The sequence below is a fragment of the Streptomyces sp. NPDC104381 genome (genome assembly GCF_055583745.1).
Window position 1 is genome coordinate 225197 of the sequence record NZ_JBVJNK010000004.1, and the last position, 11503, is coordinate 236699.

Annotated in this window: 12 protein-coding genes; 8 read left to right on the forward strand and 4 right to left on the reverse strand. The window is 71.6% G+C overall.

All coding sequences use genetic code 11. The features are described from left to right. Positions 1-420 precede the first annotated feature (420 nt). Complete coding sequence (locus tag ACZ607_RS14820) at positions 421-1167, forward strand: ferritin-like fold-containing protein (RefSeq protein WP_469735110.1); 747 nt, start codon at positions 421-423, stop codon at positions 1165-1167. A gap of 8 nt (positions 1168-1175) precedes the next feature. On the opposite strand, the gene ACZ607_RS14825 is transcribed toward ACZ607_RS14820, so the two are convergent. The 4 genes from ACZ607_RS14825 to ACZ607_RS14840 all read right to left on the reverse strand — a co-directional run bounded on the left by ACZ607_RS14825 (position 1176) and on the right by ACZ607_RS14840 (position 3034). Beyond that, positions 1176-1448: a hypothetical protein gene (locus tag ACZ607_RS14825; protein WP_469735111.1), complete on the reverse strand. Its 273-nt coding sequence runs from the start codon at positions 1446-1448 to the stop codon at positions 1176-1178. 196 nt (positions 1449-1644) lie between these two features. Then, entirely contained in the window at positions 1645-1872 is a 228-nt protein-coding gene (locus ACZ607_RS14830; RefSeq protein ID WP_161198847.1) for a DUF3107 domain-containing protein, read from the reverse strand. A gap of 136 nt (positions 1873-2008) precedes the next feature. Then, positions 2009-2650: a TetR/AcrR family transcriptional regulator gene (locus ACZ607_RS14835; protein ID WP_450913592.1), complete on the reverse strand. Its 642-nt coding sequence runs from the start codon at positions 2648-2650 to the stop codon at positions 2009-2011. Positions 2651-2818: 168 nt separating this feature from the next. Beyond that, the gene (locus ACZ607_RS14840; RefSeq protein WP_469735112.1) at positions 2819-3034 is read right to left on the reverse strand and encodes a hypothetical protein; all 216 of its coding nucleotides are present in this window, start codon (positions 3032-3034) and stop codon (positions 2819-2821) included. A gap of 110 nt (positions 3035-3144) precedes the next feature. Between ACZ607_RS14840 and ACZ607_RS14845 the strand changes: the two genes are divergently transcribed. The 7 genes from ACZ607_RS14845 to ACZ607_RS14875 all read left to right on the forward strand — a co-directional run bounded on the left by ACZ607_RS14845 (position 3145) and on the right by ACZ607_RS14875 (position 11295). Then, on the forward strand, positions 3145-4110 hold the full coding sequence (locus ACZ607_RS14845) for an alpha/beta fold hydrolase (protein WP_469735113.1): 966 nt from the start codon (positions 3145-3147) through the stop codon (positions 4108-4110). 8 nt (positions 4111-4118) lie between these two features. Beyond that, positions 4119-5474, forward strand: coding sequence for a DUF3152 domain-containing protein (locus tag ACZ607_RS14850; RefSeq protein WP_469735114.1), 1356 nt, complete (start codon positions 4119-4121; stop codon positions 5472-5474). A gap of 89 nt (positions 5475-5563) precedes the next feature. After that, complete coding sequence (locus ACZ607_RS14855) at positions 5564-5659, forward strand: Ms4533A family Cys-rich leader peptide (RefSeq protein ID WP_315985674.1); 96 nt, start codon at positions 5564-5566, stop codon at positions 5657-5659. Between the two features lie 203 nt (positions 5660-5862). Further along, on the forward strand, positions 5863-7602 hold the full coding sequence (locus ACZ607_RS14860) for an ABC transporter substrate-binding protein (protein ID WP_469735115.1): 1740 nt from the start codon (positions 5863-5865) through the stop codon (positions 7600-7602). Between the two features lie 2 nt (positions 7603-7604). Further along, positions 7605-8612: an ABC transporter permease gene (locus ACZ607_RS14865; protein ID WP_469735116.1), complete on the forward strand. Its 1008-nt coding sequence runs from the start codon at positions 7605-7607 to the stop codon at positions 8610-8612. Continuing rightward, positions 8609-9598 (forward strand): ABC transporter permease, encoded by a 990-nt coding sequence (locus tag ACZ607_RS14870; protein WP_469735117.1) that lies wholly within the window; start codon positions 8609-8611, stop codon positions 9596-9598. The genes ACZ607_RS14865 and ACZ607_RS14870 overlap by 4 nt, the downstream gene beginning before the upstream one ends. Next, positions 9595-11295, forward strand: coding sequence for a dipeptide ABC transporter ATP-binding protein (locus ACZ607_RS14875; RefSeq protein ID WP_469735118.1), 1701 nt, complete (start codon positions 9595-9597; stop codon positions 11293-11295). The genes ACZ607_RS14870 and ACZ607_RS14875 overlap by 4 nt, the downstream gene beginning before the upstream one ends. Positions 11296-11503 lie beyond the last annotated feature (208 nt).

Here is an 11503-nt window from a genome sequence, read left to right on the forward strand (position 1 = left end):
CTCGGTAAGGATTCCGAGGTCGCGGAACGTAGTCAGGGTGCTGCCTCTTCTGTGAGACGCGGACCGAGGCGAACGCTGGGGGTCGTACCGTGCCGGGGTTGGTCATCCGGCCGTGGAGGGGCCGGGTGGCGCGGGACCACTGCCGACGCTCGAGCGCTCGTGCCGCTGAGGGGTCCCCTCCTCTGCGGTCGTACGTGGTGTACGCCCCGCGTGGAGGGCTGTCGGGTCGGAGCCGATCGGGCCACCGACCGGGCATCCTCATTCAAGGTCGCGCTCCTGGCACACGAAAATGCTCAGTAAGCGCAATACCACTGTACCCCGGATCCGCGCATGTGTGTTGGGCGAATTCATCGGAACGGTGTGATGTCTCCTGCTGACCAGGCCCTTCCGTACCCGACGGAGCGGGCTATTCTGCGCTGCATGGAGACGCCTGACAACGCCACTGAAGCACCCGTCGAAGCACCCGCACCGACCGGGATCGCCGCCCAGGACTGGGCCACCGCGTCCGCCGACCCGCAGTACCGCGCAGCGGTCGTGGATCTGCTCGGCGCACTCGCCTACGGGGAGCTCGCGGCCTTCGAGCGGCTCGCCGAGGACGCGAAACTCGCGCCGACACTCGACGACAAGGCGGCACTGGCGAAGATGGCGTCCGCCGAGTTCCACCATTTCGAGCAGCTGACCGACCGGCTCACCGCCGTCGACGAGCCGCCGACCGCCGCCATGGAGCCGTTCGCCAAGGCGCTGGACGACTTCCACCGCCAGACGGCCCCGTCGGACTGGCTGGAAGGCCTGGTCAAGGCGTACGTCGGCGACTCGATCGCCAGTGACTTCTACCGCGAGATCGCCGCACGCCTCGACGCGGACACCCGTTCCCTCGTCCTGTCCGTGCTCGACGACACCGGCCACGGGAACTTCGCGGTCGAGAAGGTGCGGGCCGCGATCGAGGCGGATCCCCGCGTCGGCGGCAGGCTCGCCCTCTGGGCACGCAGGCTGATGGGCGAGGCCCTCTCGCAGGCGCAGCGCGTCGTCGCGGACCGCGACGCCCTGTCCACCATGCTCGTGGGCGGCGTGGCGGACGGCTTCGACCTGGCCGAGGTGGGCCGGATGTTCTCCCGGATCACCGAGGCGCACACCAAGCGGATGGCCGCGCTGGGCCTCGCGGCCTGATCAGCGGCCTACTGGGCCGCGGCCGACCGCACCGGGCGGCTGCCGCGCGGGCGGATCAGCAGGGACAGGGTCACCGCCGCGACGAGCACGGCGCCGGTGACCGTCGTCAGGGCATGGCCGGAGCCCACCGTCGACTGCGTCAGATACGCGCCGAACAGGGCGCCCAGTCCTCCCGTGACGAACACCACGCGGAGGGACGGGAGCCGGCCGGGCAGCGTGCGGAGCGCGACCCACGACAGGGCGAGTCCGAGCACGACGGAGCTGATGGATTCCCAGAGCACTGAAGGGTCACCTCGCTTGATGGCGCGGCGGTCGGTCGGTCACAGGCCGTCCTACCCGGGGCCGGCGGAATACAACCCTCCCCGGCCGTCGGGAAGCCCATCGAGGGAAGAACCCGGAGCGGATCCGGAGAAGAAAAGGTGGAGGCCCGGCGGACGATTCCGCCGGGCCTCCACCTCTGCTGCCGTGTCGCGCGGGCTACAGCGCGCCGAACCCCACCCGACGGGCGGTGGGCTCGCCGATCTCCACGTAGGCGATCCGGTCGGCCGGCACCAGGACCTTGCGGCCCTTGTCGTCCGTGAGGCTGAGCAGCTGCGCCTTGCCGTTGAGCGCCTCGCCGACCGCGCTCTCGACCTCTTCGGCGGAAAGTCCGCTCTCCAGAACGATCTCGCGGGGCGTGTGCTGCACCCCGATCTTGACCTCCACGGCTATGTCCCTCCGACGGTCCGTCTCTGCGCGGTGAACCGCGCCGTACGCAGCACACATTAGCCCGGTGAAGGGACGGACCACGGGTCGACCGGCAACGCCCGCAGCGAACACCGGGCCACGGCTCGCACCCGGCTCAGTGCTGATCGACTCCGTGCAGCGGGAATCCCGCGATGCCCCGCCAGGCCAGCGACGTCAGCAGCTGTACGGCGGAGTCGCGCGGAATGCCGGACGGGCTGGAGAGCCAGTAGCGCGCCACGACCTGCGACACGCCGCCGAGGCCGACGGCCAGCAGCATCGACTCGTCCTTGGACAGCCCGGTGTCGCCCGCGATGACGTCGGAGATGGCCTCCGCGCACTGCAGCGAGACCCGGTCGACCCGCTCGCGGACCGCCGGCTCGTTGGTCAGGTCGGACTCGAAGACCAGACGGAAGGCGCCGCCCTCGTCCTCGACGTACGCGAAGTAGGCGTCCATCGTCGCCTCGACGCGCAGCTTGTTGTCCGTGGTCGAGGCGAGCGCCGTACGGACCGCCTGGAGCAGTGACTCGCAGTGCTGGTCGAGCAGGGCGAGGTAGAGCTCCAGCTTCCCGGGGAAGTGCTGGTAGAGCACCGGCTTGCTGACGCCCGCCCGCTCGGCGATGTCGTCCATCGCCGCGGCGTGGTAGCCCTGGGCGACGAAGACCTCCTGTGCGGCGCCCAGCAGCTGGTTGCGTCGGGCACGGCGGGGCAGCCGGGTGCCACGCGGGCGCGCCGCCTCTGTCTGCTCGATGGCTGTCACGCCGCCTCCCAAATTCGTGTTCGAACACAGCCGTACCGTGCACGCTGCGCCGTGGGGCCATCGTACTTTTGAGTAACCCGGGTGCGCGCGGCGCGGACGCAGAATTTCACGGACCGGACGGCTGCGGTAGCCACGGAAACGTCGGCCCATGCCGCAAAGCGGTGCGTTCTACCGGTAATCGTCCTCATCATGTGTGACCACGCGGGCCTGTTCCGCCGCGTCCGCCTCGTTCGCGGTGGTGCGGTCGAGGTCCGTGAGCGGTTCGTCGCCCTCCGGACGGACGGAGGCGTGCTGCTCGGCGGTGTCGGCTTCAGGAGCTTCGGGGTCCGCTTCGTCCGGTTCCGGATCCTCGAACGTCCCCGGGTCGCTCGGATCGACCGTCATGGTGGCTCCCTTCCTTCCCTTGCAGCCTAGGAGCAACCCATCGAGGGCGCTATGCGGCCTGTGACGGCGAACACATGAACCACCGCGTGATCGTCTCGTAACATTGCCGCATGTCTTCGACCGAGCTGCCCGGTATCCAAGCCGCCGCTGCCGCGGTGGCGCCCACGGTCAGTGCCGTCCGGGTCGCGGAGGGGGAGAAGCTGCGCTCCGTCACGCTGGCCGGCCTCACCCTGACCGTCCGTTCCCGCCCGGCGGAGGCGGAGGGGGCGGCGCCCGCGCTCTTCGTCCACGGACTGGGCGGTTCCTCCCAGAACTGGTCGGCCCTCATGCCGCTGCTGGCGGACACGCTCGACGGCGAGGCGGTCGACCTGCCCGGCTTCGGGGACTCCCCGCCGCCGGACGACGGCAACTACTCCCTGACCGGACACGCGCGTGCGGTGATCCGGCTCCTGGACGCGGGCGGCCGGGGTCCCGTTCACCTTTTCGGTAACTCTTTGGGCGGTGCCGTTGCCACCCGGGTCGCGGCCGCCCGGCCCGATCTGGTGCGCACCCTGACCCTGATCTCCCCGGCCCTGCCCGAGATCAGGGTCCAGCGGCCCGCCGTGCCGACCGCCCTGCTCGCACTCCCGGGCGTCGCATCCCTGTTCGCCCGGCTCACCCGTGACTGGACCGCGGAACAGCGCACCCGTGGCGCCATGGCACTCTGTTACGGCGATCCGGCACGTATCTCCGACGAAGCCTTCCGCCACGCGGTGGCCGAGATGGAGCGCCGGCTTGAACTGCCGTACTTCTGGGACGCCATGACCCGCTCGGCACGGGGCATCGTCGATGCCTACACGCTGGGAGGACAGCACGGGCTGTGGCGCCAGGCCGAAAGGGTGCTCGCACCGACCCTGCTGGTGTACGGCGGACGGGACCAGCTGGTCTCGTACCGGATGGCACGCAAGGCGTCCGCGGCCTTCCGCGACTCGCGCCTTCTGTCACTGCCCGAGGCCGGGCACGTGGCGATGATGGAGTACCCGGAGACGGTCGCCCAGGCGTTCCGGGAACTGCTCGACGAACGCGGCGGGAGCTGATCCGGGGCGTGGGACGACACAGTCGAAAGGGCCCCGGGGACACCCGGCGCGAGACCGCGGGCGCGCCCGGCACCGGCACCGGTGTGGAGCGCGGCACCGGCAGGCGCGGGCGGGAAGCCGCCGCACCGCCTCCGCCGCGGGACGGCCGCACCCCGTTCCACGACGCCCCGCAGGTGCGCGGCGGCCACCCCGAGCAGCACGAGCCGGGCGGCGGCTGGGGAACGGCACCGCAGCCGCGGTACGACGGCCGGCGCGACCCGGACGGACCGGGCGCCCAGGAGCTCTTCCGCGCCAGGCAGGCCGCCGTGGCGCGGCAGCAGGCCGCGCAGCAGACGGCCGGCCGGCGCCCCACGACCGGGCCGCAGACGGGCAGCACCACGCTGATACCGGGCCCGCGCAGGGAGTTCCTGGAGGCGTTCGACACCCCGCCCTCGCGCCCCGCACCCCCGCGGGAGACCCGCGACGCGGAGGACGCCGAGGACGCGACCCGTACCTCCATGGAGCCCGGCGGCCCGGACGCCCCGGCCGACGCGGACACCCGGGGGGCCAAGGGCGGCAAGGGCCGCGCCTTCACGGGAATCGCCGCCGCCGCCGTGACCACGGTGCTCGCCGTCGTGGTGGCCGGCCAGGTGGCCGAGGACTCCGGGAGCACCACGGACGGCCCGCTCTCCACCGGCGTCGACCGGCAGGACTCGGGGGACGCCTCCCGCTCGGTGGACCGTTCCACTCCCGAGGCGAAGCCGCGCGAGGAGGTCAAGCCCCTGTCGTACGCGCAGAAGATGGCCACCGCCTTCCCGCTGGCGGCGGACCTGAAGGGGTCCGGCGCGTTCGAGGCGGTGGCGGGGCTGGCGAAGGCTCCGGGCAAGGGGACCAAGCACCGGTACCGGATCGATGTCGAGAAGGGGCTCGGCCTCGACGCGGGACTGTTCGCCGAAGCCGTGCAGAAGACGCTGAACGACGACCGCAGCTGGGCGCACAACGACGCCATGACCTTCGAGCGGATCTCCTCCGGGCAGCCCGACTTCGTCATCACCCTCGCGAGTCCCGGGACCACGGCGGAGTGGTGCGAGAAGTCCGGCCTGGACACCACCGAGGACAACGTCTCCTGCGACTCCGCCGCCACCGACCGCGTGATGATCAACGCGTACCGCTGGGCGCAGGGTGCCTCGACCTTCGGGCCGGACAAGCTCCTGCCCTACCGTCAGATGCTGATCAACCATGAGGTCGGCCACCGGCTCGGCCACAACCATGTGAGCTGCCGCACTCCCGGCGCCTTGGCGCCCGTGATGCAGCAGCAGACCAAGACCCTGGACCTGGACGGCATCAAGTGCCGCCCCAACCCCTGGGTGTACCCGGGGAGTTGAGTCGCGGGCGGACCGTGCTGTCCGTATGGCGGGACGGCCGTCCCAGCGCGCGTTGACACCGGGGGAGGGGGTCGTCCATATTTCTCCGCATGTCACGCAGCCCCGCATCCTCCGAGCGCGCCGCCCTTGAGCTGGCGCTCCTCGGCGTGGCCGGGCACTGCGTAGCCGACATTCTCTGTCGCTGACGCCTGCTCGAGCGCGCGTCGGCACCCCGACGAGCCCCGTTCCACGGGCTCCTCGGTCCCCACTCTGCCGCGCCCGGGCGTACTCCGTCCGCAGGCGCGGCATTCCGGTATCCGGTCCCTCCCCTCATCGGGGCGGGACCCGCTGCGCCCGCGGAGATCCGTCTCCTTCTTCCCGCCGCAGCACACCGAGAGGTCATCTTCCGATGAGTCAGCCGTCCGTCATATCGCGCCGTGTGGCAACCGCCGCCGCCGTCAGTCTCGCCCTGGTCGCCGGTCTCGCGGCCTGCGCGGGCCCCAAGAGCTCGGACGACTCCGACGGGGGAAGCGGCGGCTCCGGCGCCTCGGGCAAGCCGCAGAAGGGCGGCACCCTCACGGTCCTCAACAGCAACCCGCAGGAGGACTTCGACCCGGCGCGGCTCTACACCTCCGGCGGCGGCAACGTCCCCTCCCTGGTCTTCCGTACGCTCACCACCCGCAACCGCGAGAACGGCGCGGCGGGCGCCGAGGTCGTCCCCGACCTCGCCACCGACCTGGGCACGCCCAGCAAGAACGCCACCGTCTGGACGTACACCCTCAAGGACGGGCTGAAGTACGAGGACGGCACCGCGATCACCAGCGCGGACATCAAGTACGGCATCGAGCGGTCCTTCGCCCCCGAACTCTCCGGCGGGGCGCCCTACCTGCGCGACTGGCTGATCGGCGGCGCCGACTACCAGGGCCCGTACAAGGACAAGAAGGGCCTCGCCTCGATCGAGGTGCCGGACGAGAAGACCATCGTCTTCCACCTGAACAAGCCCGAGGGCGAGTTCCCCTTCCTCGCCACCCAGACCCAGACGACCCCGGTGCCGAAGGCCAAGGACACCGGCACCAAGTACGAGGAGCACCCCGTCTCCTCGGGGCCGTACAAGGTCGTCACGAACGAGAACGACGGCGAGCGGCTCGTCCTGGAGCGCAACACGCACTGGTCGGCGGAGACCGACGAGGAGCGCAAGGCCTACCCGGACAGGATCGACGTACGCTCCGGCCTGGACTCCGCCGTCATCAACCAGCGGCTCTCCGCCTCGCAGGGCGCGGACGCCGCCGCCGTCACGACCGACACCAACCTCGGACCGGCCGAGCTCGCCAAGGTCTCCGGCGACAAGAAGCTCGCCGCCCGCGTCGGCACCGGCCACTTCGGCTACACGAACTACATCGCCTTCAACCCGAAGGTGAAGCCGTTCGACGACCCGAAGGTGCGTCAGGCGATCGCGTACGCCGTCGACCGCTCCTCCGTGATCAACGCGGCCGGCGGCTCCTCGCTCGCCGAGCCCGCCACCACCTACCTGCCGAACCAGAAGTCCTTCGGCTACACGCCCTACGACCACTTCCCGGCGGGCGAGACCGGCAACGCGGCCAAGGCCAAGGAGCTGCTGAAGGAGGCCGGTCACCCCAACGGCCTGAAGGTCACCCTCACGCACTCCAACGACAAGGACTTCGAGACCAGCCCGGAGATCGCCACGGCGCTCCAGGCCGCGCTCAAGAAGGCCGGGATCACCGTCGAGCTCAAGGGCCTGGAGAGCAACGACTACTCCGACACCATCCACAGCGCGTCCAAGGAGCCCGGCTTCTTCCTCGCCCACTGGGGTGCCGACTGGCCCTCCGGGGGCCCGTTCCTCGCGCCGATCTTCGACGGCCGCCAGATCGTGAAGGACGGTGCCAACTTCAACACCGGCTTCCTGAACGACGCGTCGGTCAACAAGGAGATCGACGAGATCAACAAGCTCACCGACCTGGACGCCGCAGCCGAGCGCTGGGGCGCGCTCGACAAGAAGATCGGCGAGCGGGCGCTGACGGTGCCGCTCTTCCACCCGGTCTACAAGCGGCTCTTCGGCCAGGACGTGAAGAACGTGGTCATCAGCGACTGGACCGGCGTGCTCGACATCTCGCAGGCCGCGGTCAAGTAACCATGTCCGAAGCACTTCTGGTCCAGGAGGCGGGAGCGGCGCAGGTCGCCGCCCCCGCCTCGGGGGCCCGGCAGTTCTGGCTGCGGCTGCGCGCACAGCGCGCGGCCGCGGTCGCCGCCGCCGTGGTCCTCCTGCTCTTCCTGGCCGCGCTCGCGGCGCCGCTGCTCTCCGCACTCGCGGGCCAGGACCCCGACACCTACCACCCCGACCTCGTCGACTCGGCGGCCGGCGGGGTGCCCATCGGCTCCTTCGGCGGCATCAGCGCCGATCACTGGTTCGGCGTCGAACCCCAGACGGGCCGCGACCTCTTCGCCCGCGTCGTGTACGGGGCCAGGGTCTCGCTCGGCGTCGCCGTCGCCGCCACCGTCCTCCAGGTCGCCATCGGCCTGGTCGTGGGACTCGCGGCCGCCCTCGGCAGCCGCCGGCTCGACCAGGCCCTCAGCAGGATCACCGACATCAACGTGGCCCTGCCGCTCATGGTCATCGCCCTCGCCCTGCTGGCGATCGTGCCGGCCTCCTTCCCCCGGCCCGTCCTGATCGCGCTGGTCATCGGCGGCATCAACTGGGCGGGAACCTCGAAGATCGTCCGGGCCCAGGCACTCGCCCTGAAATCCCTCGACTTCGTCTCCGCGGCCCGGCTCGCCGGCCGGGGGCGGTGGAGCATCGCCCGGCGCGAACTGCTGCCCTCGCTGGCCGCACCCGTCATCACGTACGCCGCGCTGCTCTTCCCCGTCAACATCACCGTGGAGGCGGCCCTGTCCTTCCTCGGCGTCGGCATCAAACCGCCCACACCGTCCTGGGGACAGATGCTCACCGAGGCCGACACCTGGTACCAGTCGGCCCCCACCTACCTCCTCATCCCCGCGGGACTCCTCTTCGTCACCGTGCTCTCGCTGACCGTCCTCGGCGAGGGCGTCCGCACGGCACTCGACCCACGGGCCGCCTCCCGGCTGCGGATCGGCACCGGACGCAAGGAGCGCGAGGAACGCGCGAAGGAGCGGGCGTCATGACCGGATTCCTGCTGCGGCGCCTCGGCGGCGCCGTCTTCGTGCTGCTCTCCCTCACCGTCATCCTGTACGCGGTCTTCTACGTCGCCCCCGGTGACGTCGCACAGATCGCCTGCGGCCCGCGCTGCTCACCCGCCCAGGTCGCCCAGGTCACCGAGCAGCTCCGGCTCGACGACCCCGTGTACACGCAGTACTGGCACTTCCTCCAGGGCATCGTCGCCGGACGCGACTTCTCCACCGGCACGGGCGTGGAGCACTGCACCGCCCCCTGCCTCGGGGTCTCCTACCAGAGCGACCAGCAGGTCATGCGGCTGATCCTGACGAAGCTTCCGGTCACCGGGTCGCTCGTCATCGGCGCGTTCGCCCTGTGGATCCTGCTCGGCGTCGGCACCGGTGTGCTCTCCGCCTGGCGGCGGGGCCGGATCACGGAGCGGGTCCTCACCTGGCTGACCCTGGCCGGGACCGCCACGCCGGTCTTCGTCATCGGGCTGCTGCTCATCATCATCTTCTGCTCCACGCTCCAGTGGCTGCCCTCGCCCACGTACGTCCCCTTCACCGAGGACCCCGAGCAGTGGGCCTGGGGCCTTCTGCTGCCCTGGGTGTCCCTGGCGCTCATCGAGGCCGCCAAGTACGCCCGGCTGACCAGGAGCTCCATGCTGGAGACGCTCGCCGAGGACCATGTGCGCACCTTCCGCGCGTACGGCGTCGGGGAGGCCGCCATCATGGGGAGGCACGCCCTGCGCGGCGCGGTCGCCCCCGTGATCGCGCTCAGCGCCCTGGACTTCGGCTCCATGTTCGGCGGGGCCGTCCTCACCGAGTCCCTCTTCGGGATCCCGGGCATCGGGCGCGAACTCGTCCACGCCGTCAAGGTCGTCGACCTGCCCGTGGTCGTCGGCATGGTGCTGGTGACCGGCTTCTTCGTGGTGATCGCCAATGCCGTCGCGGACATGCTGTACGCGCTGGCCGACCGACGGGTGGTCCTGTCATGACAACACCGCTGGTCGAGGTCGAGGACCTCACCATCGACTTCGGCACCGTCCGCGCCGTGGACCGGCTCTCCTTCACGCTGGAGGCGGGTGCCGCCCTCGGTGTCGTCGGCGAGTCGGGCTCCGGCAAGAGCGCGTCGGCCTCCGCGCTGCTCGGGCTGCACCGGGGCACCGGCGCCCGGGTCACCGGCACCGTCCGCGTGGCCGGCACGGACGTCGGCACGGCCGGCGAGGCCGAACTGCGGGCGCTGCGGGGCGCGAAGGCCGCCATGGTCTTCCAGGACCCGCTCTCCTCGCTCGACCCGTACTACACCGTCGGCGACCAGATCGCCGAGGTGTACCGGGTGCACAACTCCGTCTCCCGGCGCGCGGCACGGGCCCGGGCCGTCGAGGTGCTGGACCGGGTCGGCATCCCGGACGCGGCGCGCCGGGCCCGGTCCCGGCCGCACGAGTTCTCCGGCGGGATGCGGCAGCGGGCGCTCATCGCGATGGCCCTGGCCTGCGAACCCCGGCTGATCGTCGCTGACGAGCCGACCACCGCCCTGGACGTCACGGTGCAGGCCCAGATCCTGGACCTGCTGCACGAACTGCGCCGCGAGACGGGCACGGGACTGCTGCTGGTCACCCATGACGTGGGCGTCGCGGCGGAGAGCGTGGACGACGTCCTGGTGATGCAGCACGGCCGCGCGGTCGAGCGCGGGCCCGTCGCCGAGGTGCTGGGCAGCCCCCGGCAGCCCTACACCCGCGAGCTCCTGGCGTCGGTGCCCCGCATCGACGGGAAACGGGTCGACGAGAAACGGGGTGACGAGAAGCGCATCGACGGGAAGCCCGGCGACGGGAAACGCGCGGTCGTCCCCGGCCCGCGGGTTGCCGGCCCGGACGCCGGACCGCTCCTGGAAGCCGTGGACCTCCGGCGCGAGTTCGGCCGGGGCGGCCGCCGCGTCACCGCCGTGGACGGGGTGTCGCTCACCGTCCACGCCGGCGAGACCCTGGGCATCGTGGGCGAGAGCGGCAGCGGCAAGACGACCCTCGGGCGCATGCTCGTCCGGCTGCTCGACCCGACGTCGGGCCGGCTCCGGTACGCGGGCGAGGACATCGGCTCCCTCTCGGAGAGGGCGTTCCTCCCGCACCGCCGCGAGCTCCAGATGGTCTTCCAGGACCCGGTCGCCTCGCTCAACCCGCGCCGCTCGATCGGTGAGTCCGTGGCCGATCCGCTCCGCGCGGCGGGGGAGAGCGACGAGACCCGGATCCGCGACCGGGTGCGTGAACTGCTGGAGCGCGTCGGACTCGACGCCGGCCGGTACGAGCGCTACCCGCACGAGTTCAGCGGCGGTCAGCGCCAGCGGATCGGCATCGCGCGTGCGCTCGCCGCCGAACCGAGGCTGATCGTGTGCGACGAGCCGGTCTCCGCGCTCGACGTCACCACCCAGGCCCAGGTGATCACGCTCCTCGGCGAGCTCCAGCGCGAGCTCGGCATCGGGCTCGTCTTCATCGCCCACGACCTGGCGGTCGTACGCCAGGTCAGCGACCGGGTCGCGGTGATGCGGCAGGGCCGGATCGTCGAACAGGGGGCCGTCGACGAGGTGTACGGGTCGCCTCAGGACCCGTACACCAAGCAGCTCCTGGCGGCGGTGCCCTCGCTCGACCCCGCACACGCCGCGGCACGCCGTGCGACCCGCTCGGAGCTGGCCGCAGCCTGACTCTGCGTCACCGAACCCCTGCCTATCGCAACAGAACGCGACCGGGGCGGGAAAGTTACTCCGGTTCACCCCTTTCGGTGGTGGGGCGGGCACCCCGCCCGCGCCCCCCCCCAAAAGAACGCAACCGTGGGGCCGCGCCGGGAGGCCGCGCAACCCGCGCCCCCCCCCCGGGGGCTGCGGGGGGGGGGGGGGGGGGTGGGGGGGGCAC

Bases quoted from the DNA above. Each gene is read 5' to 3' on its own strand.
- ACZ607_RS14820 (WP_469735110.1), top strand. From the start codon at position 421: ATGGAGACGCCTGACAACGCCACTGAAGCACCCGTCGAAGCACCCGCA.
- ACZ607_RS14840 (WP_469735112.1), bottom strand. From the start codon at position 3,034: ATGACGGTCGATCCGAGCGACCCGGGGACGTTCGAGGATCCGGAACCG.
- ACZ607_RS14845 (WP_469735113.1), top strand. From the start codon at position 3,145: ATGTCTTCGACCGAGCTGCCCGGTATCCAAGCCGCCGCTGCCGCGGTG.
- ACZ607_RS14855 (WP_315985674.1), top strand. From the start codon at position 5,564: ATGTCACGCAGCCCCGCATCCTCCGAGCGCGCCGCCCTTGAGCTGGCG.
- ACZ607_RS14860 (WP_469735115.1), top strand. From the start codon at position 5,863: ATGAGTCAGCCGTCCGTCATATCGCGCCGTGTGGCAACCGCCGCCGCC.
- ACZ607_RS14865 (WP_469735116.1), top strand. From the start codon at position 7,605: ATGTCCGAAGCACTTCTGGTCCAGGAGGCGGGAGCGGCGCAGGTCGCC.
- ACZ607_RS14870 (WP_469735117.1), top strand. From the start codon at position 8,609: ATGACCGGATTCCTGCTGCGGCGCCTCGGCGGCGCCGTCTTCGTGCTG.
- ACZ607_RS14875 (WP_469735118.1), top strand. From the start codon at position 9,595: ATGACAACACCGCTGGTCGAGGTCGAGGACCTCACCATCGACTTCGGC.